21 protein-coding genes and 1 tRNA gene are annotated in these 21880 nt (G+C 69.7%); 11 read left to right on the plus strand and 11 right to left on the minus strand.

Features of this window, described 5'->3' with window-relative positions; genetic code table 11:
* Positions 1–211: 211 nt before the first annotated feature.
* A complete protein-coding gene (gene phoU / locus AQJ54_RS35725; protein WP_062032631.1) occupies positions 212–910 on the minus strand; it encodes a phosphate signaling complex protein PhoU in 699 nt (232 codons plus the stop codon).
* A gap of 375 nt (positions 911–1285) precedes the next feature.
* Here phoU and phoR point away from each other — a divergent pair, with 375 nt between their 5' ends.
* Together phoR and phoP are read left to right on the plus strand one after the other, a co-directional pair.
* The gene (gene phoR / locus AQJ54_RS35730) at positions 1286–2542 is read left to right on the plus strand and encodes a two-component system sensor histidine kinase PhoR (RefSeq protein ID WP_030318077.1); all 1257 of its coding nucleotides are present in this window, start codon (positions 1286–1288) and stop codon (positions 2540–2542) included.
* 5 nt (positions 2543–2547) lie between these two features.
* Positions 2548–3219 (plus strand): two-component system response regulator PhoP, encoded by a 672-nt coding sequence (gene phoP / locus AQJ54_RS35735; protein ID WP_010985401.1) that lies wholly within the window; start codon positions 2548–2550, stop codon positions 3217–3219.
* A 112-nt stretch (positions 3220–3331) separates the two neighbouring features.
* Here the strand turns inward: phoP and AQJ54_RS35740 are convergent, their stop codons facing one another.
* A complete protein-coding gene (locus AQJ54_RS35740; protein ID WP_062244662.1) occupies positions 3332–3985 on the minus strand; it encodes a copper chaperone PCu(A)C domain-containing protein in 654 nt (217 codons plus the stop codon).
* 589 nt (positions 3986–4574) lie between these two features.
* Here AQJ54_RS35740 and AQJ54_RS35745 point away from each other — a divergent pair.
* The 6 genes from AQJ54_RS35745 (at position 4575) to AQJ54_RS35770 (ending at position 10977) form a co-directional block, all read left to right on the plus strand.
* Positions 4575–5057 carry a CarD family transcriptional regulator gene (locus AQJ54_RS35745; RefSeq protein ID WP_003953493.1) on the plus strand — a complete coding sequence of 161 codons (483 nt, stop codon included), beginning with the start codon at positions 4575–4577 and terminating at the stop codon, positions 5055–5057.
* Between the two features lie 403 nt (positions 5058–5460).
* Positions 5461–6219 carry a 2-C-methyl-D-erythritol 4-phosphate cytidylyltransferase gene (ispD, locus tag AQJ54_RS35750; RefSeq protein WP_062244665.1) on the plus strand — a complete coding sequence of 253 codons (759 nt, stop codon included), beginning with the start codon at positions 5461–5463 and terminating at the stop codon, positions 6217–6219.
* Positions 6209–6730 carry a 2-C-methyl-D-erythritol 2,4-cyclodiphosphate synthase gene (gene ispF, locus AQJ54_RS35755; RefSeq protein WP_062244668.1) on the plus strand — a complete coding sequence of 174 codons (522 nt, stop codon included), beginning with the start codon at positions 6209–6211 and terminating at the stop codon, positions 6728–6730. Before ispD ends, ispF begins: the two co-directional genes overlap by 11 nt.
* Before the next feature lie 53 nt (positions 6731–6783).
* Entirely contained in the window at positions 6784–8178 is a 1395-nt protein-coding gene (gene cysS, locus AQJ54_RS35760; RefSeq protein WP_062032615.1) for a cysteine--tRNA ligase, read from the plus strand.
* A gap of 121 nt (positions 8179–8299) precedes the next feature.
* Complete coding sequence (gene rlmB, locus AQJ54_RS35765; protein ID WP_062244671.1) at positions 8300–9241, plus strand: 23S rRNA (guanosine(2251)-2'-O)-methyltransferase RlmB; 942 nt, start codon at positions 8300–8302, stop codon at positions 9239–9241.
* Positions 9242–9381: 140 nt separating this feature from the next.
* Entirely contained in the window at positions 9382–10977 is a 1596-nt protein-coding gene (locus AQJ54_RS35770) for a DoxX family protein (protein ID WP_062244675.1), read from the plus strand.
* 199 nt (positions 10978–11176) lie between these two features.
* Here AQJ54_RS35770 and AQJ54_RS35775 read toward each other — a convergent pair whose 3' ends face one another.
* From AQJ54_RS35775 to AQJ54_RS35785, 3 genes are all read right to left on the minus strand, one after another.
* On the minus strand, positions 11177–11908 hold the full coding sequence (locus AQJ54_RS35775; RefSeq protein WP_062032608.1) for a nucleotidyltransferase family protein: 732 nt from the start codon (positions 11906–11908) through the stop codon (positions 11177–11179).
* An 85-nt stretch (positions 11909–11993) separates the two neighbouring features.
* Positions 11994–12452, minus strand: coding sequence for a hypothetical protein (locus tag AQJ54_RS35780; protein WP_020140122.1), 459 nt, complete (start codon positions 12450–12452; stop codon positions 11994–11996).
* 226 nt (positions 12453–12678) lie between these two features.
* A complete protein-coding gene (locus AQJ54_RS35785) occupies positions 12679–13815 on the minus strand; it encodes an ABC transporter ATP-binding protein (protein ID WP_062032605.1) in 1137 nt (378 codons plus the stop codon).
* A gap of 190 nt (positions 13816–14005) precedes the next feature.
* Here AQJ54_RS35785 and AQJ54_RS35790 point away from each other — a divergent pair.
* Positions 14006–14079 (plus strand) — tRNA-Thr (locus AQJ54_RS35790).
* Positions 14080–14123: 44 nt separating this feature from the next.
* Here the strand turns inward: AQJ54_RS35790 and AQJ54_RS35795 are convergent.
* The 5 genes from AQJ54_RS35795 to AQJ54_RS35815 form a co-directional block, all read right to left on the minus strand.
* Entirely contained in the window at positions 14124–15509 is a 1386-nt protein-coding gene (locus AQJ54_RS35795) for a tyrosine-type recombinase/integrase (protein WP_062244678.1), read from the minus strand.
* A 72-nt stretch (positions 15510–15581) separates the two neighbouring features.
* Complete coding sequence (locus AQJ54_RS35800; protein ID WP_062244681.1) at positions 15582–15782, minus strand: helix-turn-helix domain-containing protein; 201 nt, start codon at positions 15780–15782, stop codon at positions 15582–15584.
* Between the two features lie 488 nt (positions 15783–16270).
* A complete protein-coding gene (locus tag AQJ54_RS35805) occupies positions 16271–17752 on the minus strand; it encodes a hypothetical protein (RefSeq protein ID WP_062244684.1) in 1482 nt (493 codons plus the stop codon).
* Between the two features lie 2 nt (positions 17753–17754).
* On the minus strand, positions 17755–18585 hold the full coding sequence (locus AQJ54_RS35810; protein ID WP_062244687.1) for a bifunctional DNA primase/polymerase: 831 nt from the start codon (positions 18583–18585) through the stop codon (positions 17755–17757).
* Positions 18582–19445, minus strand: a complete 864-nt coding sequence (locus tag AQJ54_RS35815; protein WP_248845506.1) for a deazapurine DNA modification protein DpdA family protein — start codon at positions 19443–19445, stop codon at positions 18582–18584. Before AQJ54_RS35815 ends, AQJ54_RS35810 begins: the two co-directional genes overlap by 4 nt.
* A gap of 256 nt (positions 19446–19701) precedes the next feature.
* Between AQJ54_RS35815 and AQJ54_RS35820 the strand changes: the two genes are divergently transcribed.
* Positions 19702–20682 (plus strand): HNH endonuclease, encoded by a 981-nt coding sequence (locus AQJ54_RS35820; RefSeq protein ID WP_063806490.1) that lies wholly within the window; start codon positions 19702–19704, stop codon positions 20680–20682.
* 92 nt (positions 20683–20774) lie between these two features.
* Positions 20775–21317 (plus strand): HNH endonuclease, encoded by a 543-nt coding sequence (locus AQJ54_RS35825; RefSeq protein ID WP_211278620.1) that lies wholly within the window; start codon positions 20775–20777, stop codon positions 21315–21317.
* Positions 21318–21324: 7 nt separating this feature from the next.
* Here the strand turns inward: AQJ54_RS35825 and AQJ54_RS35830 are convergent, their stop codons facing one another.
* Entirely contained in the window at positions 21325–21777 is a 453-nt protein-coding gene (locus tag AQJ54_RS35830) for a hypothetical protein (protein ID WP_062244695.1), read from the minus strand.
* Positions 21778–21880 lie beyond the last annotated feature (103 nt).

The following is a 21880-nucleotide window of genomic DNA, read 5'->3' on the forward strand; positions in this document are numbered from 1 at the left end:
TGGGGGGTGCTGGGGGCTTCGGCCATGAGTCCCTCCTCGAGGCGAGGGCCAGTACGTCCCGACGGTCGACGGTCGGACCAGGCCCTGTACCCCCATTCCATGCCCGTTCCCCTGGGCGCATCAACGGCGCACAGAGGCTCGCGCACGCCCTGGTGGCACTCCAGCGGGCTCCTCGGCCCTCCTCACCCCACCCGCGCGCACCCCGGAGGGATCACGCCCCCTCCACTCCCGACACTCCCGTCACCGGCTGGACGTCCGCCTGGATGTCGTCCGCGTGCTCACCCGTCACCAGGTACACCACACGCTTGGCCACGGACACCGCGTGGTCGGCGAACCGCTCGTAGTAGCGGCCGAGCAGCGTGACGTCCACCGCCGTCTCGATGCCGTGCTTCCACTTGTCGTCCAGCAGGTGCTGGAAGAGCGTGCGGTGCAGCAGGTCCATCTCGTCGTCGTCCTGCTCCAGCTGGAGCGCCAGGTCGACGTCCTTGGTGATGATGACCTCCGCCGCCTTGGCCATCAGGCGCTGGGCGAGCTGGCCCATCTCCAGGATGGTGGCGTGCAGGTCGTGGGGGATCGCCTTCTCGGGGAAGCGCAGCCGGGCCAGCTTCGCCACGTGCTGGGCGAGGTCGCCGGAGCGCTCCAGGTCGGCCGACATGCGCAGCGAGGTGACGACGATACGGAGGTCGGTCGCCACCGGCTGCTGACGGGCCAGCAGTGCTATCGCCCGGGCCTCCAGGTCGTGCTGGAGGTCGTCCACCTTCTGGTCGGCCTCGATCACGCTCTCGGCGAGCTTCAGGTCGGAGTCGAGGATGGCCGTCGTGGCGCGTCCGATCGCCGAGCCGACCAGGCGGGCCATCTCCACCAGACCGTCGCCGATCGAATCAAGTTCCTCGTGGTACGCGTCCCGCATTGTCGGTTCCCTCTCGTACGTCGTTCCTGTGGGTGCCAGGGGCCAAAACCGGCCGCGAAACCGGCGCCACCGGCCGCGAAACCGGCGCCACCGGCCGCGAAACCGGCGCCACCGGCCGCGTAACCGGCGCTACCGGCCACGAAACCGGGTGCTGCCGGCGACGAAACCGGGTGCTACCAGCCGCGAAACCGGGCGCTACCGGCCGCGAAACCGGGTGCTGCGTACCCCACGCTCCCACGTTCGGCCCTGTACGCGTCCGTTTCCGCCCTCCCAAATGAACCACCACTGGCTCCAAGGTGAACTCTGGGCGACGAGTGTTCGAGGTCCCACTCGGACGGCTGTGGCCAGGACGGATCCCATGCCTAACCTGGAGGCATGGACGTGAACGCGGCGGTCGCCGCAGCGGCAGCGATCGCCGGTGTGCTCACCGGTGTCATCGCCATGCTGGCGTTCCGCTGGAGCGAGCGGGAGCAGAAGCGCCCCACCCGCACCTCCCTGCACACCGACCCCGTGCTTCCGCCCGGCGTGGACACCGTGCTCTCGGTGCTCAGGTCCTCGGCCGTCGTCCTCGACGAGGCCGACGCCGTCGTCAAGGCCAGCTCCGCCGCCTACGCCCTCGGGCTGGTCCGCGGCGGCAAGCTGTCCGTGGAGCCGATGCTCCAGATGGCCCGGGACACCCGGCGGGACGGGGAGATACGCCAGGTCGAGCTGGACCTGCCCAGGCGGGGCACCGGACGCGGCGAGGCACTGGCCGTCTCCGCGCGGGTCGCGCCCCTCGGCTCCCGGCTGGTGCTGCTCCTCGTCGAGGACCTCACCGAGGCCCGGCGGATCGAAGCGGTGCGGCGGGACTTCGTCGCGAACGTCAGCCACGAGCTCAAGACCCCGGTCGGCGCGCTCTCCCTCCTCTCCGAGGCCGTCATGGACGCCTCCGAGGACCCGGAGGCCGTGGAGCGGTTCGCCGGCCGGATGCAGATCGAGGCCACCCGGCTGACCAGCCTGGTCCAGGAACTCATCGACCTGTCGCGGGTCCAGAACGACGATCCCCTGGAGGACGCCGAACCCGTACGCGTCGACGAACTGGTCGCCGAGGCCATCGACCGCTGCCGGCACCAGGCCGGCACCAAGCAGATCACCATGGCCGCCGCCGGCGCGGCCGAGCTGCGGGTCTGGGGCAACCGCGGCCAGCTCGCCGCCGCCCTCGGCAACCTCGTCGAGAACGCCGTCAACTACTCGCCCGCCCGCACCCGCGTCGGCATAGCGGCCCGCAGGGTGTCCGCGCCGGGCGGCGACCACATCGAGGTCGCCGTCACCGACCAGGGCATCGGCATCTCCGACAAGGACAAGGAGCGCATCTTCGAGCGCTTCTACCGCGTCGACCCGGCCCGCTCCCGCCAGACCGGCGGCACCGGCCTCGGTCTCGCGATCGTCAAGCACGTGGCCGCCTCGCACGGCGGGGAGGTCACGGTGTGGAGCTCGGAGGGCCAGGGCTCCACGTTCACCCTCAGGCTGCCGGAGGCGGGCGCGGCCCGCGACCGCGCGCTCCAGCACCCCGACCTCGACGACGAGGACGGGCTTTCCACCACCGAGTCGGCTTCTTACGACCCGCTTCCCGCCCCGGAGGTCCTTCCGTGACCCGAGTGCTCGTCGTCGAGGACGAGGAGTCCTTCTCCGACGCCCTGTCGTACATGCTCCGCAAGGAGGGCTTCGAGGTCGCCATCGCGACCACGGGACCCGACGGACTCGACGAGTTCGAGCGCAACGGCGCCGACCTCGTCCTCCTCGACCTGATGCTGCCGGGCCTGCCCGGCACGGAGGTCTGCCGCCAGCTGCGCGGCCGCTCCAACGTCCCCGTCATCATGGTGACCGCCAAGGACAGCGAGATCGACAAGGTCGTCGGCCTGGAGATAGGAGCCGACGACTATGTCACCAAGCCGTTCTCCTCGCGCGAGCTGGTCGCCCGTATCCGTGCCGTCCTGCGCCGCCGCGGGGAGCCCGAGGAGGTCACCCCGGCCGCGCTGGAGGCCGGTCCGGTCCGCATGGACGTGGACCGCCACGTGGTCACGGTCTCCGGCTCCAAGGTCGACCTGCCCCTCAAGGAGTTCGACCTGCTGGAGATGCTGCTGCGCAACGCGGGCCGCGTCCTGACCCGCATGCAGCTCATCGACCGCGTCTGGGGCGCCGACTACGTGGGCGACACCAAGACCCTCGACGTCCACGTCAAGCGCCTCCGCGCCAAGATCGAGCCCGACCCGGGCGCGCCGCGGTACCTGGTGACGGTTCGCGGCCTCGGCTACAAGTTCGAGCCGTAGGCCGAGCGCAGCTCGCACACGCCGAAGGGCGGGACCTCCTCGGAGGTCCCGCCCTTCGTGTCATACGGCGACTCCCGTACGGCGACTCCCTACGGCGGTCCCGTACGGCCGCTCAGCCCGCAGACGCGGTCGCGGTGGCCGTGTTGCTCGGCGTGGCCGAGCCGCTCGGGGTGGCCGCGCCGCTCGGGGTCGCGGAGCCGGAGGGCTTCGGCTTGGCGGGGGTCGCCGGGGCGGACGGCACCGCGCTCGGGCCCCACTTGGCGTAGTAGCTGTCGGCCGGGACCACGAAGGCGTCCACGCTGACGTCACCGGTCGTGCTGAGGGTGAAGGTGACCTTCTGCGCGTTGCCGTTCTTGACGCTCTCGCCGAGGTCGGCCACTGCAGCGGAGGCGTTGCCCTTGCCGCCGAGGACGACCGAGCCGTGGGCCGGGACGGTCACCTTGCCCGTGCCCTTGGCGGGCTTGATCTCGGCGCTGCCGCCGCCCGCGATGGTCACGGAGTCCAGCGTCTGGGCCGTGGCGCCGGTGTTGAAGACGGTCCCGGAGATGGCGGCCGGTCCCTTGGTCTCGCCGGAGGCGGCCTCGGTGGCGGGCTGGGTGATGACCACGATGTTCTGGAGCTTGATGGCGCCGACGCTGGTCTCCGCGTTGTCCGGCTTGACCTCCAGCGTCTGGGCGTCGGTGCCGGCCGCGCACGCGGAGAGCGTGACGATCGAGAACGCGAGGGAGGCGGCGGCGAGGGCGCCGCGTCGAAGGCTGCTGCTCACGGCGGCGGCAACTCCTTGACTTGAGCGGGGCGGCCCGTAAAGCCGCGCTAAGTGTCTGTCAGCGGGCTTAGGTTACCGAGCCGTCCCCGCGCCACCGCACCCGACCCTCCCCAAGAGGCGTGTCACTCGCTTCACAAGTGACCCGCGAGTCACTTGTACCCCGCAGTCGGGCGCTCGTCCGGCATTCACATAAGAGGCTTCGGCACCCGGTGGCAAAACTTCCGTGAAGGAAAGGGAGACCGCCCCCGGAATTGATCACTGTGTGATCCGTGTGGCGCGTGTGATCAATTCCGGAATCGCCACGGAAGTCACTCCTGCCACCGAACGGAGTAGCGGAAGTCGCACACATGGAACCGGACATTTGTGGACGTTAGGCCGCTCGGAGGCGGCTCCGGATGTGTGTAACGTACGCGTTTCACCTCCCCCGGAGAGCCGCTCCCACCTGCGAATACCTACTTCCGCTCGGCCTCCGCAGCACGTTCCTGTTGCTGTTGTCAAGCCCCGAGATATGCCCTGACCTGCGAAAACGCCATTCAGAACCCGCGGTTTCCGTGTTACCCTGGATAGCCACGGAAGGGGTACCTGTCACATGACGTTCAAGGTTGGCGACACCGTGGTCTATCCCCATCACGGGGCCGCGCTGATCGAGGCCATCGAAACTCGCCAGATCAAAGGCGTGGACAAGACCTACTTGGTGCTGAAGGTCGCCCAGGGTGACCTGACGGTACGTGTGCCAGCGGACAATGCGGAGTTCGTCGGCGTGCGTGATGTGGTCGGTCAGGACGGGCTGGACCGGGTCTTCGAGGTGCTGCGCGCGCCGTACGCCGAGGAGCCCACTAACTGGTCCCGTCGTTACAAGGCAAACCTGGAGAAGCTCGCCTCCGGCGATGTCATCAAGGTCGCGGAAGTCGTGCGTGACCTGTGGCGTCGTGAGCGCGAGCGCGGACTCTCCGCAGGTGAGAAGCGCATGCTCGCCAAGGCTCGGCAGATCCTGGTGAGCGAGCTCGCCCTCGCGGAGAACACGAACGAGGACAAGGCCGAGGCGCTGCTCGACGAGGTTCTCGCGTCCTGAGCGTCCCTGTGCAGGCCCCTGGCCCGCTCTGCTCAGCACACCACTGAGTACTTCGAAGAAGTACCGCAGTACTTCCCAGAAGTGCCGCACTGAAATGCCGCGGTGCCCGATGACGCGAATGCTGTCGCCGGGCGCTGCGGCATGTTCGTCTCCGGATGGAGCCGTCCTGCCGGATCACGTCCTACCGGATCACGTGATGCCGGATGACGGCGTTTCCGTCGACGGGCGACGCCTCCGGCGCCGTACGCGTGTTCATTTCGGAGTCAAGATCCCCCGATACTTGGCGTGCCGGGCCCGGGCAGCAGGCTCGACCGGTGTCACGGAAGGGTCCGGTCAAGGCGTCGCGCCCGGCACGCTGTCTCCGTACCCACGTTGGCCGAGCACACAAACCTGACAGGAACCGATGTCTGACGTTTCGCGCCCTTCGCCCGCGCAGGCACGTGCGGAAGCCCGTACCGCGGTGGTGATTCCGGCCGCCGGAAGAGGCGTACGCCTTGGTCCGGGCGCCCCCAAAGCGCTTCGCGCGCTCAACGGCACCCCCATGCTGATCCACGCGATCCGCGCCATGGCCGCCTCCCGCGCCGTCTCCCTGGTCGTCGTGGTCGCCCCGCCCGACGGCGCCGGCGAGGTCAAGTCGCTCCTGGACGCGCACGCGCTGCCCGAGCGCACCGACTTCGTCGTCGTCCCCGGCGGCGAGTCCCGCCAGGAGTCGGTGCGGCTCGGCCTGGACGCCCTGCCGGACGACTTCGACATCGTCCTGGTCCATGACGCGGCCCGCCCGCTCGTCCCGGTCGACACCGTCGACGCGGTCATCGAGGCCGTACGGGACGGCGCGCCCGCCGTCGTCCCGGCGCTGCCCCTCGCGGACACCGTCAAGGAGGTCGAGCCGGCCCCCGGTGAGCCGGAGCCGGTGGTGGCCACCCCGGTCCGCGCGCGTCTGCGTGCCGTGCAGACCCCGCAGGGCTTCGACCGGGCCACCCTGATCCGCGCCCACGAGACCGTCACCGAGGACGTCACCGACGACGCGAGCATGGTCGAGCAGCTGGGCCTCACGGTCGTGGTCGTGCCCGGCCACGAGGAGGCCTTCAAGGTGACCCGACCCCTGGACCTGGTCCTCGCCGAGGCGGTCCTGGCCCGCAGGAGGCTCAACGATGGCTTCTGAGCAGCCCCTCCCCCTGCCTGAGCAGCCCTTCCCCCTGCCCCAGGTGGGCATCGGCACCGACATCCACGCCTTCGAGGAGGGCCGCGAGCTGTGGTGCGCGGGCCTGAAGTGGGAGGGCGAGGGCCCCGGCCTGGCCGGCCACTCCGACGCGGACGTCGTCGCCCACGCCGCCTGCAACGCGCTCTTCTCCGCCGCCGGGCTCGGCGACCTCGGTCAGCACTTCGGCACCGGACGCCCCGAATGGTCGGGTGCATCCGGCGTCACCCTGTTGACGGAGGCGGCCCGGATCGTGCGCGAGGCCGGCTTCCGCATCGGCAACATCGCCGTACAGGTCGTAGGACCGCGCCCGAAGATCGGAAAGCGCCGGGACGAGGCGCAGAAGCTGCTGTCGGAGGCGGCCGGGGCGCCGGTCTCGGTGTCCGGGGCGACCACGGACGGACTCGGCTTTCCCGGCCGGGACGAGGGCCTGATGGCGGTGGCGACCGCACTGGTGGTCAGGACCGCGAGCTGACTGTTATCCACAACCCGTCGAAGGCACCGGACATCGCCCACTACCCTGGACCCGTGACCATTCGCCTGTACGACACCAGCGCCCGGCAGATCCGTGACTTCGCCCCGCTCACGCCGGGCTGTGTCTCGATCTACCTCTGTGGCGCCACCGTGCAGGCCGCCCCGCACATCGGCCACATCCGTTCCGGCCTGAACTTCGACATCATGCGCCGCTGGTTCGAGTACCGCGGCTACGACGTCACGTTCATCCGCAACGTCACGGACATCGACGACAAGATCATCGCCAAGGCGGCCGACCAGAACCGCCCGTGGTGGTCCATCGGCTACGACAACGAGCGCGCGTTCAACGACGGTTACGCCGCGCTCGGCTGCCTCCCGCCGACGTACGAGCCGCGGGCCACCGGCCATGTCACCGAGATGGTCGAGATGATGCGCGGCCTCATCGAGCGCGGCCACGCGTACGAGGCCGACGGCAGCGTCTACTTCGACGTGCGCTCCTACCCGGGCTACCTGGCGCTGTCCAACCAGGACATCGACGATCTGCGCCAGCCCGACGAGGGCGTCTCCGGCAAGCGCGACCCCCGCGACTTCGCCATGTGGAAGGCGACCAAGCCCGGCGAGCCCGACTGGGAGACCCCGTGGGGCCGCGGCCGGCCCGGCTGGCACCTGGAGTGCTCGGCGATGGCGCACAAGTACCTGGGCTCCGCCTTCGACATCCACGGCGGCGGCCTGGACCTGATCTTCCCGCACCACGAGAACGAGATCGCTCAGGCCAAGGCCTACGGCGACGAGTTCGCCCGGTACTGGGTGCACAACGCCTGGGTCACCATGAGCGGCGAGAAGATGTCCAAGTCGCTCGGCAACAGCGTGCTGGTGAGCGAGATGGTCAAGCAGTGGCGCCCCATCGTGCTGCGCTACTACCTCGGCACCCCGCACTACCGCTCGATGATCGAGTACAGCCAGGACGCCCTGCGCGAGGCCGAGTCCGCGTTCGCGCGGATCGAGGGGTTCGTGCAGCGGGTCGTGGAGAAGGCCGGTGCCGTCGAGCCCTCCGCCGAGGTGCCGCCCGCCTTCGCCGAGGCCATGGACGACGACTTCAGCGTGCCGCAGGCCCTCGCCGTCGTGCACACCACCGTCCGGCAGGGCAACAGCGCGCTCGCGGCCGACGACAAGGAGGCCGCGGTGGCCCGCCTCGCCGAGGTGCGCGCCATGCTCGGCGTCCTCGGCCTCGACCCGCTCGACGCGCACTGGGCCGGTGAGACCGACCGCGGCGAGGATCTGCACGGCGTGGTCGACAGCCTGGTCCGTCTGGTCCTCGACCAGCGCGAGGCCGCCCGCGCCCGCAAGGACTGGGGCACCGCGGACGCCATCCGTGACCAGCTCGGCCAGGCGGGACTGACCATCGAGGACAGTCCGCAGGGACCGCGCTGGACGCTGGGACCCCGGTAGTCCCCGGTCCCCTTCTCCTCGTTTTCCTTGATCGATTGTGCCGCCCGGCCATCCGGGCGGCACACTGCATGTACGCACGTCGATTCCCACGGCGTGGACACCCACGTGGAACAGGTAGGTCATGGCAGCCAACAACCGCCGCATGTCCGGCAAGAAGGGCGCGCAGGTCGGCAGTGGCGGCCAGCGGCGCAAGGGCCTGGAGGGCAAGGGGCCGACTCCGCCCGCCGAGATGCGCAAGGGCCACAAGAAGAACCGAATCGCCAACGCCAAGGCGAAGCAGGCGGTACGCCGTCCCGCGGTGCGCGGCCGCGGCGGCAAGGGCACCTCGGAGATGGTCGTCGGCCGTAACCCGGTCGTCGAGGCGCTGCGCGAGGGCGTGCCCGCGGTGACGCTCTACGTCCAGCAGTTCATCGACAACGACGAGCGGGTGCGCGAGGCGCTCCAGCTCGTCGCGGACCGCGGCGGCGTCCACCTCATGGAGGCCCCGCGTCCCGAGCTGGACCGCATGACCAACGGCCTCAACCACCAGGGCCTGGTCCTCCAGGTCCCGCCGTACGAGTACGCGCACCCCGAGGACCTGGCCGCGACCGCCTACGACGACGGAGAGGACCCGCTGATCGTGGCCCTCGACGGGGTGACCGACCCGCGCAACCTCGGTGCCGTCGTCCGTTCGGTGTCCGCGTTCGGCGGCCACGGCGTCGTCGTACCGGAGCGGCGCGCGGCCGGTATGACCGCCGGCGCGTGGAAGACGTCCGCCGGCACCGCCGCCCGCACCCCGGTCGCCCGGGCCACCAACCTGACCCGCGCCCTGGAGGCGTACAAGAAGGCGGGCATCGCGGTCGTCGGCCTCGCCGCCGACGGCGAGCACGAGGTCGGCGAACTGGCGGCCCTGGACGGCCCCGTCGTCATCGTCGTGGGCAGCGAGGGCAAGGGCCTGTCCCGACTGGTCGGCGAAACCTGCGACTTCCGGGTGCGGATCCCGATGCCGGGCGGCGCCGAGTCCCTCAACGCCGGTGTGGCCGCGGGGATCGTGCTGTACGAGGCGGCTCGCCGACGCGCCTGACGGCAGGGGCCGAGGTGGGTGAACGGGCGTTCGGGCCTGTCACCCACACGCGGCATTCCCGGCCCACGGGGCAAGCTTGACGGGGTCCGGACAGATCCGCCCGGTCAAAGCAGTGTCCTAACCACACGTCACTCGGTTAGATGAGTGTGGACACCAGAACACCCCGCACACCCACGGGGGACGGCCCGTCGGGATTCGACGACGCTCCCGCGCTGAGCATGGTGAAGGTGCCGAGCGATCCGGCGCAGATCATCGTCAATCATGCGAGCTTCCGCGTGCAGTTGGGCGCGTCGACGAGACGCGCCCAATCCCCGCGGATCGCACGGCACTTGATCGCCGCCGAGGACACCGCCCGAATGCCGGCCGTCGGAGCCGCGGGGCGCCGCCGACCCGTCGTGTGGAGCGGCAGGTCCGCCCCCGACGACACCGGCGCCCACCGCCTGTTGCAGGCCGTACGGGGCGGCAGTGTCGGCCACGCCGAGCCCCCGGCCGCCGACGCCGGCGCCACCCAGGTCATCCCCCGCATCGACGTCGACCACGGCTACCAGGCCGACTACGACGGCGAGTTGGCCCAGACCATGGAGACCCCGGTCGTCGGCGCCCAGCGCAGCTACGACGCCCACGGCACCCGGCTCCTGCCGGACATGCCGACGGTCGGCAGCGCCGACGACGAACCCGCCTACGGGGTCGAGGACTTCGAGGACACCGGTCGCACCTCCAGGCGACAGGGCGACGAACCCGCGCGGCACGCCTACTACCCGGGCCGCCGCATGAACCTCGGCGTGGTCCTCCTCCCGCTCCGGATCTTCCTCGGCTTCATCTCCATCTACGCCGGCATGGGCAAGCTCTGCGACCCCGTCTACTTCGACGGCGGCAAGCGCGGCTCCATGGTCAAGTGGCTCAACACCCTGCACCCGTGGGAAGTCGCCGAACCCCTGCGCCAGTTCGCCCTCCAGCACCCGGTCGGCTCCGGCCTCGTCATCGCCTTCCTCCAGGTCATCGTGGGCGTCCTCACGATCCTGGGCTGCTGGCAGCGGGTCGCCGCGGTCGTCGGCGCCGGCCTCTCCGCCGCGCTCCTCGTCACCGTCAGCTGGAAGAGCATCCCCGCCTACGACACCCCCGACATCATCTACCTCGCCGCCTGGTCCCCGCTGATCATCGCGGGCGCCCCCGTCTACTCCATCGACGGCCGCCTCGCGGGCAGCGCCTGGCGGCGCCTCGGCCCCCGCTCCGACATCTGGGAACTGCGCCGCTACGTCCTGCGCCGCGGCGCCCTGCTCACCGCGATCGTCACCGGCCTGACGCTGCTCATCGGCTCGGTGCTCGGCGGTGCCGTCCGGGACGCCGACCGCGTCATCGTGCCCGGCCCCGGAGAGGCCCCGCGCAACGAACTGCCGGGCTCCCCGCTCCCGCAGGACTCCGCCAAGGCCCGCAAGAAGAGCCCGTCGGCCTCCACCCGGCCCAGTCACGGCGCCACCAGGAGCCCGTCCGCCGGCACCTCGGCCACGCCCGGCGCCACCCGCGACACCGGCACCGGCACCGGCGGTTCGCCCAGCCAGACCCAGGGCACCACGGGCCGCACCACGCCCCAGCAGTCCTCCCCGGTCCAGCAGGCCCCCAGCACCACCTCAGGCCCCACCGGCGGCACCAGCAGCTCCGGCGGCTCGACAGGCGGCTCCGGCACCGGGGGCTCGTCCTCCGGCCAACCGGGCCTGGTCGGCGGCCTGTTGGGGTAGGCGGGCCGGTGGGAGACGTACTGGGCGACCCCACCGGCTGAGAGACACGGCCCGCAGAGAGAAGGTCCCGCACACAGGATGTGCGGGACCTTCTTGGCGCAGGGGAGCTGTGGCTTTCAGGGGCGCGGGGCTGTATCAATGTGCGGCTCCGCCGCGCGGGCGCGACAAGCCACGACGGACCCGCACCGGAAGACGGCCGTCACCGCCCCAGTGCCGCCAGTTCCTTCGCGGCTTCGGTCAGATCCTTGGCGGTGTCGATGGCCCGCCAGTACGCCCCCTGAGGAATCGGGAACCCGGCGAGCCGCAGCTCACGCGCCAGCGTCGGGAACGTCGTCCGCTCATGATCCCCCCGCTCCGGCAGCAGCTCGGCGAACGCGGGCGAGAACACGTACACACCGGCGTTGATCTCGAACGTGGACGGCGGCGCCTCGATGAAGTCCGTGATGTGCCCGAACCCGTCCGTCTGCACGGCCCCCCACGGAATCCGCGGACGCGCCAGCGCCAGCGTGGCCACCGCGTCCCGCTCGGTGTGGAAGTCGGCCATGTCCCGCAGCGAGAACCGGGTCCAGATGTCACCGTTCGTCGCGTACCAGGACTGCTCGGGGTGCGGCAGATGCGCGGCCGCGTACTTCAGACCGCCACCGCGGCCCAGCGGCTCGGTCTCGATGACGGTCGTGACCCGCACCGGCAGGTCCGCCGTCTTCAGCCAGTCCTGGAGCACCTCGGCGAGGTGCCCACAGCTGACCACCACGTCCGTCACGCCTTCCTCGGCGAGCCAGACAAGCTGATGGCCGATGATCGGAGTCCCCGTGCCGGGGATCTCGACCATCGGCTTGGGCCGGTCGTCGGTGTAGGGGCGCAGCCGGGAGCCCTGGCCGCCGGCCAGGATCACGGCCTGGGTCGGACGGGACGCGGCGTTCGGATCGGTCATGACCGGAACTGTACGACGCGCCCCGATCCCGGCCTCGGGTGGCGTGCCTTTTTGTGCGGATCAGCTGTGGGCCGCTTGGCGGGGGTCAGCTGTGGGCCGCCGCCACACCCGTCGCGAACGACGTGTCACAGACGGGGCGGGCGTACGACTGCGCGCGCGTGGGGCCGTACACACGGACCGCGGCGCGGCCCAGGGCCCGCGCGATGGAGACGCAGTGCTTCGCGAGCGACGGACGCCCGTTCACGGCCTCCTGGAGGTGGGTGAGGGCGGTGCCCGGGTCCTTCTCCTGGAGTTCGGTCAGGAGCCGCTCCCGCAGGACGTCCTGCGGGGCGAGGGGGGCGCTGCGCGGCTTGCCGTCCGAGACCGTCGCGTCCGACGCGGTGAGCACCGAGGAGCTCGAGGGATCCCCCGACCAGTTGACTCGGGTGACCGCGAGGGTCCCGGAGAGCACCAGGACGACCGGCAGGACAAGGGCGAGGGAGCGGCCGATACGGCGGGCGGGGCCCCGGCCGCGTCGCGTCTGTTGGTAAGTGGAGTGCTTCACGCGTGTGAGGGTAGCGTGCGGTAATGATTTGGCGACATTTAGTCACCGGTTCGGGGGATGAGACGGTGCCGCTTTTTGGGTAAGGCGTTGACGCACGCTGCTCGAAATGACCGATCTGCCGGGGTATTCCTCGACGGCGTTCGAGCACGGAAGAGCGCGAAGAGGGCCCCGCAGACGCTCTGCGGGGCCCTCTTCGTCAACCTGGGTGAATTGCTGCGGTTCGTCCTCAGTCGGAGAGGCGCTCGCCCGTGGAGGTCGAGAACACGTGGGTCTCGCCCGGACGCGGCACGACGTGCAGCGTGGCGCCCTTCTCCGGCACCGCGCGGCCGCTGACCCGCACGACCAGGTCCTTCAGCTCGTCGCCGACCTTGGCGGAACCGTAGACGTAGCCGTCGGCGCCGAGCTCCTCGACGACGTTCACGGAGACCGCGAGGCCCGCCGGAGCGTCCTCGGAGTCCTTGGAGAGGGCGGAGGCGGCGGCGCCGTTGTGCTCGACCACGTCGAAGTGCTCGGGGCGGACACCGACGGTGACCGTGGTGTCACCCTTGTCGGAGGCGGCCTTGAGGGCCTCGCGGTTGACGGGCACCACGCTGTTGCCGAACTTCACGCCGCCGTCGGTGATCGGGACCTCGACGAGGTTCATCGCCGGGGAGCCGATGAAGCCGGCGACGAAGAGGTTCGCCGGGCGGTCGTACATGTTGCGCGGGGAGTCGACCTGCTGGAGCAGACCGTCCTTGAGCACGGCCACGCGGTCGCCCATCGTCATGGCCTCGACCTGGTCGTGGGTGACGTAGACGGTGGTGATGCCGAGACGGCGCTGGAGCGAGGCGATCTGCGTACGCGTCGACACACGCAGCTTGGCGTCGAGGTTGGACAGCGGCTCGTCCATGAGGAAGACCTGGGGCTCACGCACGATGGCGCGACCCATGGCGACACGCTGGCGCTGACCGCCGGAGAGGGCCTTCGGCTTGCGGTCCAGGTACTCGGTGAGGTCGAGGATCTTCGCGGCCTCCTCGACCTTCTGCCGGATCTCCGCCTTGTTGACACCGGCGATCTTGAGCGCGAAGCCCATGTTGTCGGCGACCGTCATGTGCGGGTACAGGGCGTAGTTCTGGAACACCATGGCGATGTCCCGGTCCTTCGGCGGCAGGTGCGTGACGTCACGGTCACCGATGCGGATGGCGCCGCCGTTGACGTCCTCGAGCCCCGCCAGCATGCGGAGCGAGGTGGACTTGCCACAGCCGGACGGGCCGACCAGGACGAGGAACTCGCCGTCCTCGATGTGGATGTCGAGACCGTCGACGGCGGGCTTCGTGGAACCCGGGTAAATACGGGTCGCCTTGTCGAACGAAACAGTGGCCATGGCTCAGAGGCCCCCTTCTACCGGCAGGAACGTGCCGGACGATCCGTTGTAGGAAGGTGGTGGTGTAGTCCACGAGGGACTGGCTCAGGACGGTACCCGGCGTTCACGCGTATGTCAGTACCTGGAGGACTGTGAACTTCGCGGAAATTTTCGACGGGCCGCCATGGTGACCTGGGTACACTGCACGGGCGCCTCCTTAGCTCAGCTGGCCAGAGCAACGCACTTGTAATGCGTAGGTCGTCGGTTCGAATCCGACAGGGGGCTCTGCACAGCCCAGGTCAGACGGCGTCTGAGCTGGGCTTTTTCGTTCAGCGGATGCGGCGGCGACGCTGGGAGCGGGCCGTGCGGGTGCCTCCGGTCTCAGTTTTGGTCTCATTGGGGCCCGAAGGGGCGGGTACGAAGAACTCGCCCATGCGCCGCATCGCGTCCTTCGACAGGTGGGACCTGCCCTTGACGTAGCGGCGGGTCTGGCTGATCTGGGTGTGCCGGAGGATCTCCATGATCGTGGGCATGTCGACGCCCAGCTCGTTGAGGATCGTGCCGGCGGTGTGGCGGCTGCCGTCGTACAGGCGGCGGTCGTCGATCTCGGCTTCGGCGAGCAGGTCCTTGAACTCCTCGTAGTCCGCGCGCGGGTCCAGCGGGCGCCCGTCCGGCCGCGAGAACACGACGTCGTGCTCCTCCCACAGCTCCCCGGCGGCCGTGCGCATCTCTTCCTGCTGTGCCTTGTGGTCGTGCAGGAACGGGACGAAGACGGGCGGGATCGGCACGGCGTTGCGGCTCTTCTTGGTCTTGGGGCGAGTGAAGACGAGACCGCCCCCCTTGCGCTGCGGGCACACGCTCGCGTGCCTCGTGCACGTCTTGGGGCACGGCTTCGGGCAGCCGCGCTTGTACCCCTTGTGCGCGGTGCAGTCGGGCGGGCACGGCTCGAAGCGGTGCAGGCGCCCGCCACAGGCGTGCGGATCGTTGCAGCCGTGCCGCCAGGTGAGCCGCTGGAGTTGCCACTGCGGGTGGAACAGCTCTGCGTCCAAGTCGACGTAAGACCAGCGCAGTCCGAGCGTCTCGCCCTGCCGAAAGCCCATCCCGACGCCGACGATCCACCGCATGAAGGTGGGGCGCTTGGCGGCGGCTTCCAGGAAGGCTTTGGCTTCCTTCTGGGTGAAGGGGTTGGCTTCCGTCTCGTCGACGCTCGGCGGATCGACGAGCGTGGCGACGTTCTCGCTGATGAGCCGGCGGCGCTGGGCGATTTTCAGGGCACGCGACAGGATGCGGTGCACCTTCACCACGTGGGACGGAGCGTGGCCCTCGTCGAGCATGACGCGGTACATCCGCTCAAGGTGTTCCGGCTGGAGTTTGTCCAGGCGGTGCTTTCCGACGCCGGGGATGATGTCGTTGCGGGTCTTGGACCAGTAGTCGTCCAGGGAGCGAGGCTTGAGCTTCAGGCTCGCGATATCGGTGAGGTACGTGGTCATCCACTGCTCGACCGTCGGCTTATGGCCGGCCTTGGGCGCGCGTCCCTTGTCGCGCAGGGCCTCCAATTCGCGGACTTTGCGCTTGACCTCCGCTTCGGTACGCGCTCTGCGGTGACGCCGGTCGGGGCTGCCGTCGTCCTTGACGCCCATGGTCACGCGGCCGTGCCACCAGCCGTCATTGCCCTCGTAGATGGACGATTCCATGTTCGGCTTGCGGGGGCTCATGTGCTCCTTGCTCCTCCATGAGGGAGGCGGCCCCGGACGTGTGGTCCGGGGCCGCCTCAGGGCGTGCGTGGGTCAGTTGGGCATCGGTTCGAGGCCGTTCACGTAGGCCTCAAGGTCGCACCGGCGGATGCGGCGGGAGCGGCCTCGCTTGACGTACTTCAGGGCGCCTTCGGCCATCAGCTCGTAGACGGTGGAGCGGCCGAATCGGAGGACTGTGGCGGCCTCTTCCGGGGTGTAGAGCAACTGGTCGGCGGGGGCGAGGGCGGTACTCATCGGGGCGTATCTCCTCGGGGTCGCTCGGGGTGCTCTTTGTCGGTGGGTTCGTGTGTCGGTGGGGCTGGGAGCGTGTGTGTGTCCGAGGTTCGGATTTCTGCGTCACCGCGTCACCTGCGTCATTCAGGTCGCTGACCTGCGGTTATCGGTGACGGAGCGCGGTTGGGCTGTGTCACCGCCGAGTCACCTGCGTCACCGCGGGGGTGACGCAGGTGACGCACGATGACGCAGAGGGTTGGGCTCTGCGTCACCGCCTTCGCTGCTGGTCAGGGGCCGTTTTCCGGCGTGGGTGACGCGGGTGACGCAGCGTTCCCCTACTTAGGAAAGAGAGGGGGTGGTGTCTGTTGTTGTGCGGGGCTCAGAGAGCGAAGAAGGAGCCGCTCGCGCGGCACGTCCTTGGGGCGGTGCTGCGCACCGAACAGCAAGAGGAGCACCCCGCGCCGCGTCGCGACGGGTGCTCTTCTTGCTTTTGTGCGGTGACCTCGTGGTCAGAACGCGGCCTCCTGTTGCGGCGCGGGTGCCGGTGTCGGCGCGGGTTCGGTGAGTTCGATGTAGCGGGCCGTTTTGGTGCGTCCCCAGTCCACGATCAGGCCGCGGGCGGCGAGAGTGGGCTGAAGGCGCTTGAGCCGGTCGGAGAGGACTTTGCCGGTGGTCGGCCATCCCTTGGGCAGGGGGCGGCACTCCTCGCCGCTGTAGAGCCGGGTGAGCAGGTGCAGCCACTCCGCGGACGTCATCCGCTCCTGTGCCCCGGGTTCCATGTCGGCTGCGTACTGGAGGACGGTCTGTGCGAGCAGGTCGCCCTCGATGACGTCGTCGTTGAGGTCGTCCAGCCCGGCCCGGTAGGCCGCCAGAGCTCCGAAGCCCATGGCTTCGTCGAGTTGGGCGCACAGGTGGGCGAAGTCCGCCATGCGCAGGTCGGTCGGCGTTACGGCGGTGGCGGCGCGGACCTTGACCGTCAGGTCCAGCAGGGAGCCGAGCATGACGGGCAGGGCTTCGGCGTACTCCGCCCAGAGTTCGGCTTCGGTGCGCCGCACCTTCGGGCGTTCCAGGCGGAGCGGGAGGAGGCGTTCGGCGAGGTCGGGGCGGATGACGCCGACGTCGATGCCGGTCAGGAGTAGGGGGCGGCGGTAGCGGGCGCGGAAGACGTCTCCGTCGGTGAACAGGGCGCGTTTGACGGACTCGGCTCCGGTGACGATGCAGCACATGGCGTCGGACAGGTCCGGGGTCATGTGGGAGAGGTTGTCGAGGGCGGTGACCCATCCGGCGGCGACGGCTGCGATCAGGTTGTCCTCGTCCTTCGGTGCGCGGCGCAGGTCGCCGGTCATGCCCTCGATGAGGCGGATGAGCATTCGCCCGGCGGTGGATTTGCCTGCGCCCTGGGGGCCGGTGAGGAAGGGGGCGGGGACGGGCACGGAGGGTTCCAGGCAGCCGACCAGCCAGGCCATGGCCAGGCACTCCGTCTCCGCGTTGACGAAGTTGCACAGCCGAAAGAGCGCGTCGATGCCCTTGCCGTTGGTGTCCTTGGCGGGCAGGGGGAGTTCGCCGGTGAGCTGGGTGCGCCGCCAGCACACCTCTGCCGGGTCGGGGACGGCGATGTCCCAGCCGGTGGGGTGGATGCGGACGGACTGGCCGTCGTTGCGGCCCAGGTCCAGCCAGGTGGCCCCGTCCAGGCCGGGGGCGACGCGGATGTGGACGGGCTGGACCTGCTCGGTGAGGGCGAGTGCTTCGATCAAGTCGAGTGCCTCCTTCATCGCGGTGCCGTTGAACGTGCCGAGCCCGTCCTTGAACAGGCCGACCATCAGTTCTTGGCGGTGGCTTCCGGTGGTGCCCTGGGAACGGATCGGGCGGGCCACGGGGTGGCCCTTGCGCTGTGCGTAGACGGTGCCGTCCGCGGTGCGGAAGTAGCGAAAGCGCTCTTGCGCGTAGTCCGCGATGACCTTCCGGGCCGGGTTCTTGTCGTCGTCTTCCATGCTCAAAGCCCCAACCGGGTGCGGGCGTTGGTCCACGCGTCCGTGCAGTGCCGCGGCGTCTCGCCCTTGGCCTGCGCGGCGGTGAACAGGCGGGCGATGTGTTCCTCGCTGAGGCAGCCGCACCGGCCGTGCGTCGACAGCACAGCCAGGAACGTCCCGTAGACCGTGTGGTGAACCGTGCTCCGGGCGTCGGTGATGCGTCGCTCCGCCATGGCGATCCCGCGCTCCAGGAACGCCGGCGTCCGATGCCGGCACTCTCCGCCCCCGGCGGGCACCGTGACGAGCGTCGACGCCGGCTGAGCCGGTGCGGGCTTGCTTGCGGCCAACGTGCGCACGACCTCCGGCAACGCGACCAAGGTGCCGGCGCCGAACCCAAGCCAACGGGCGTATGCCATGGTCGACTTGATGTCCACGCCAGGCCGGACCGCGTTCGCGGACTGCATCCGACCGAAGTAGAGCCAGTGCTCACCTCGAGTGGTGGGCACGGTCTGGGTGGCGGGCAGGGTCTCGCGGGCCCACGCGATCGCGTCGGCGTTGTCGAGATCCACCACCGTCAGGTCCGCTCCGCCCGGGTGGTAGGCGACCGCCTCGGCACGTAGCCATGCGTAGCGCCAGGGGCCGGAAGTGATGACGTCCGGGTCGGTGGTCGCGGCGGCCCACGCGTGGCAGGGGGCGGGGCAAACGCAGGGCCCGGGGGTCTTCATGTTGGGGCGGCCGCCGCATGCGTTGTTGGCGCAGCGGCGGCAGTTGCCGAACGGGACCTTGCCTGCCCGCAGGGGCAGGGGCGGAATGCCGCTCGCGGCCAGGTCCAATGCGATGTCCAGTGCGTTCATGCTGCGCTCCGGTCGGTCAGCAGCATCTGGTGCTGTGTGGGGATCGCGTCGATCACACGCTGACGCCAGTTCAGGGCGTAGTCGATGCAGTTGGCGCAGTTCTTGTGGGTGTGGCCGGGCAGCGGCGGGCGGCGGCGGGCGTGGGAACTCCAGGCGGCGGAGTCCGCGGAGGCCAGCAAGTGGCCGACGCGTTCGAGGCCGAGGATTTTGAAGCCGAAGCCGTGCAGCTTGAAGCCGTGCGCGGCCATGGCGGTGACGATCGCGGCGCCCTGGCGGGTGGACTGCAACCGGCACACCGACCCCAACCCGACGACCGGCTCAGCCCGCAGGTTTACGCCCGCCTTTTCGTACAGCGCCACGCACCGCTCGTATGCGGGGATGTTGTCGCCTTGGAGGACGGGGGCGATGCGCAGGCCCGGGGCCAGGGAGCGCAGTTCAAGGAAGTTGTTCACCGTGCGGCGCTGGTGTTCTTCCACGCTGAGGTGGGTGCCGACGAAGTACTGTCCGCCGAACCAGCCGCCGTTGATGATGGCTTTCTCACACATCCAGTCCTGCGGGGCGGCCCAGTCGTAGGGGCCGACGTGTTCCCAGATGCGGCGCAGGTCCTGAACGTACTGGCGGGGTGATCGGGTCCAGGTTCCCCGGTCCTTGAGTTCGGTGAAGCCGCCGGAGTCGATGGCGTAGGGGCCGCCGGCTTCGTCCCATTTGACGGCGCGGTCGAAGTGCTCGGACTTCAGGAACAGCGGCACGTTGGTCCAGCGCAGCCAGTGCCGTTTGTGGGTGGTCAGGTAGAAGCGCATCCCGCCCGCGGCGGGAGCTCCCGGCGCTATGGCTCGCCGGATGTTGGTGGGTTGGGTCATTCTGGAGGTCTCCAGTTCCTGGTTGGGTCCTGGTTGGCGAGGGCGGCCCCGGACTTTGGCGAGACGGGGGCCGCCCTTGGCGTAGCTAGAGGGCGTCGTTGCTGTCGCGGTCAGGCCTCCGCTGGTGGGAGGGCAGGGCAGGCCGGGAGAATCGCGCGGGGTTGTCAGTGGGGCCCGCTACGTTGATCGCGGGAGCTCGCGCGGGCCGTGGCCGCGTGTTGGCGTTGTGGTTTGGTGTGTCTTACGGGAGGGCGTTATGACGGCGTGGTTGGTGCTGGCCAAGGACGGCAGTAAGCGGATCAGCGAGGGCTACGACGACAACCCGGCCACCCACTACAGCTGGGACAGCACGGTTCCCAATCACGCGACGTTGAAGGTCGGTGACGTGATCGCGCTTTGGGATGCGACCGAACTGCTTGGGCTGTCGGTGATCGAGGACATCGCGGTTGGTCAGGGGCAGAAGGAAACGCCGTACTGCTTGAAGTGCGGCAAGGCTGATGTGGCAGAGCGCAAGCAGAAGCTGCCGCGGTTCGTGTGCTGGAACCAGGAGTGCAAGCACGAGAGCGACAAGGCTGGTTGGAAGACGAAAGACGTCGTCACCTACCGGAGCCGGCACGAGGCCGGCTGGATCGACGCGCGCGGCACGCTTACCGCTCCACAGTTGCGTGCCTTGTGCGTGAAGCCGGCCTCGCAGAACTCCCTGCGGGAGCTGCGCTTTGCCGACTTCCACCACGCACTCACCCACGGCGGGGTGCCATTGCCGCTGAGGGTCATCGACACCACCCAGAAGGTGATCGCCGAAGGGCACGGCACGGCCACCATCCGGGTCCGCAAGGGGCAGCCGGCCTTCCGCAAGCACCTGCTGGAGGTGTTCGGCGAGGTGTGCGCTTTCACCGGCCCGGCCCCTGTCCAGGCGTTGGAGGCCGCGCACCTGTACAGCTACGCGGCCAACGGCAAGCACCACAAGGGCGGTGGCCTGCTGCTGCGCCGCGACCTGCACCGTCTGTTCGACCTCGGGCTGATCGCTGTCCACCCCCAGAGCAAGACCCTGCACCTGGACGCATCGCTGAACGCCTACCCGGACTACGCCAAGCTCGACGGCGCCGCGCTAACCGTGTCCGTGACCGCGGACCACGTGAAGTGGCTGACCAAGCACTGGGACATGCACCGCCCGAACCTGCCGGCAGCCAACATCCCCGAACAGATCGCCCCCGCTGAGACGGCGGTCATCGCCTAGGCACGGCCGTGCTGAGCGAAGCCGAGAAGGAGCGCCTGGGCCCGCGGCGGCCCAGGCGCCGCTACTTTCCCTTGTGGGAGGAGTTAGCGGTCTTGACCGCGCATGGTGGCCGGTGTGTGTACTGCCTGGCCCCGTCCGAGGTGAAAGACCACGTCATCCCCGTCGCGCGCGGTGGCGACGACGCCGTGCGCAACCTGGTGCCGGCGTGCAAGGCCTGCAACGACGCCAAGGGAGATCGCACGCCCCTGGAGTTCGCCGCCTTGCGACTTCACCCTGGCGCCTGGCAGCCAGGCGGGCATCCGGGCAATCAACGACTTGTCGGCGAGTTCGACCGATTCCGGCATACCTACCCAGTGTGGGTGGAGCGGATCGAGTTCACCCAGATCGAGGTGCTCGACCCGCGCCGGCGGGCGTGGTTCCACCACGACCTGCGCAACACCTACTTCAACGCCCCCACGGTGCCGTCCATCAGGGTGAAGGCGGCGATATACCGGGCACTAGGTGCAGGCGACACCGTCAGGGCCCACGCTGCCGGCTGGCCCACCGGCACCTGGCCACCTTTCCGGGTTTTACGACCCCGTCAGTGGAAGCAGCCGGTCTCCGAGGACCCTCGCGACTGGCAGAGGGTCTTGTAGAAGCTGTTCAGCCGTGGAAGTGGCTGCGCTTAATGACGGCTTTGCGGATGTTGACCGTGGTCCCGCTGCTGTGGCGGCCGGTGGTGCCGAAGACCTGTACGGCGATCCAGCCCCCGAAGATGACCGCGGCGAGGGTGATGAGCTGGGTGATGAACGCGGTCAGGGCGGCGATGAACGACGTGAGTAGAACCAGCCCGCCGCACACCGCGCTGAAACCTATGCCCCCAAGCGCAATGTTGACCGCGGTGCGCGAGACGGCTGGCCGCGCGTCGACGGGCGCCGGGGCGGGTTCGGGGGTGAGGGCGTAGCCGGTGACGACGCGGCCGTCGGGCAGCACGATCGACTGCACCGCGGACGCCGGGTTCGGCCGGACTGGCACGAGGGGTGCGGCGGGCGGGTAGGTGGTGATCGGGACGGGGTGGTGGACTTCGACGGCCGCGGGCCGTTCGAGGTGACCCATGGGCTTCCCTCCGGGACAGGAGCGGGCCCGCGCCACTAGGTGTGAGGCGGGCCCGCGAGCGGGTGTTACGTGACGGTGTGAGGGGTGTGATCGGCCGCTGTTA

The sequence above is a fragment of the Streptomyces griseorubiginosus genome (assembly GCF_001514195.1).
Classification (GTDB): domain Bacteria; phylum Actinomycetota; class Actinomycetes; order Streptomycetales; family Streptomycetaceae; genus Streptomyces; species Streptomyces griseorubiginosus.

Excerpts from the sequence above, each read along its gene's own strand:
- AQJ54_RS35800 (WP_062244681.1), bottom strand. The coding sequence starts at position 15,782 with ATGAGTACCGCCCTCGCCCCCGCCGACCAGTTGCTCTACACCCCGGAA.
- phoR (WP_030318077.1), top strand. The coding sequence starts at position 1,286 with ATGGACGTGAACGCGGCGGTCGCCGCAGCGGCAGCGATCGCCGGTGTG.
- AQJ54_RS35795 (WP_062244678.1), bottom strand. The coding sequence starts at position 15,509 with ATGAGCCCCCGCAAGCCGAACATGGAATCGTCCATCTACGAGGGCAAT.
- ispD (WP_062244665.1), top strand. The coding sequence starts at position 5,461 with ATGTCTGACGTTTCGCGCCCTTCGCCCGCGCAGGCACGTGCGGAAGCC.
- phoU (WP_062032631.1), bottom strand. The coding sequence starts at position 910 with ATGCGGGACGCGTACCACGAGGAACTTGATTCGATCGGCGACGGTCTG.
- AQJ54_RS35745 (WP_003953493.1), top strand. The coding sequence starts at position 4,575 with ATGACGTTCAAGGTTGGCGACACCGTGGTCTATCCCCATCACGGGGCC.
- AQJ54_RS35805 (WP_062244684.1), bottom strand. The coding sequence starts at position 17,752 with ATGGAAGACGACGACAAGAACCCGGCCCGGAAGGTCATCGCGGACTAC.
- ispF (WP_062244668.1), top strand. The coding sequence starts at position 6,209 with ATGGCTTCTGAGCAGCCCCTCCCCCTGCCTGAGCAGCCCTTCCCCCTG.
- AQJ54_RS35810 (WP_062244687.1), bottom strand. The coding sequence starts at position 18,585 with ATGAACGCACTGGACATCGCATTGGACCTGGCCGCGAGCGGCATTCCG.
- AQJ54_RS35820 (WP_063806490.1), top strand. The coding sequence starts at position 19,702 with ATGACGGCGTGGTTGGTGCTGGCCAAGGACGGCAGTAAGCGGATCAGC.
- AQJ54_RS35830 (WP_062244695.1), bottom strand. The coding sequence starts at position 21,777 with ATGGGTCACCTCGAACGGCCCGCGGCCGTCGAAGTCCACCACCCCGTC.
- AQJ54_RS35775 (WP_062032608.1), bottom strand. The coding sequence starts at position 11,908 with ATGACCGATCCGAACGCCGCGTCCCGTCCGACCCAGGCCGTGATCCTG.
- rlmB (WP_062244671.1), top strand. The coding sequence starts at position 8,300 with ATGGCAGCCAACAACCGCCGCATGTCCGGCAAGAAGGGCGCGCAGGTC.
- AQJ54_RS35815 (WP_248845506.1), bottom strand. The coding sequence starts at position 19,445 with ATGACCCAACCCACCAACATCCGGCGAGCCATAGCGCCGGGAGCTCCC.
- AQJ54_RS35770 (WP_062244675.1), top strand. The coding sequence starts at position 9,382 with ATGAGTGTGGACACCAGAACACCCCGCACACCCACGGGGGACGGCCCG.
- AQJ54_RS35785 (WP_062032605.1), bottom strand. The coding sequence starts at position 13,815 with ATGGCCACTGTTTCGTTCGACAAGGCGACCCGTATTTACCCGGGTTCC.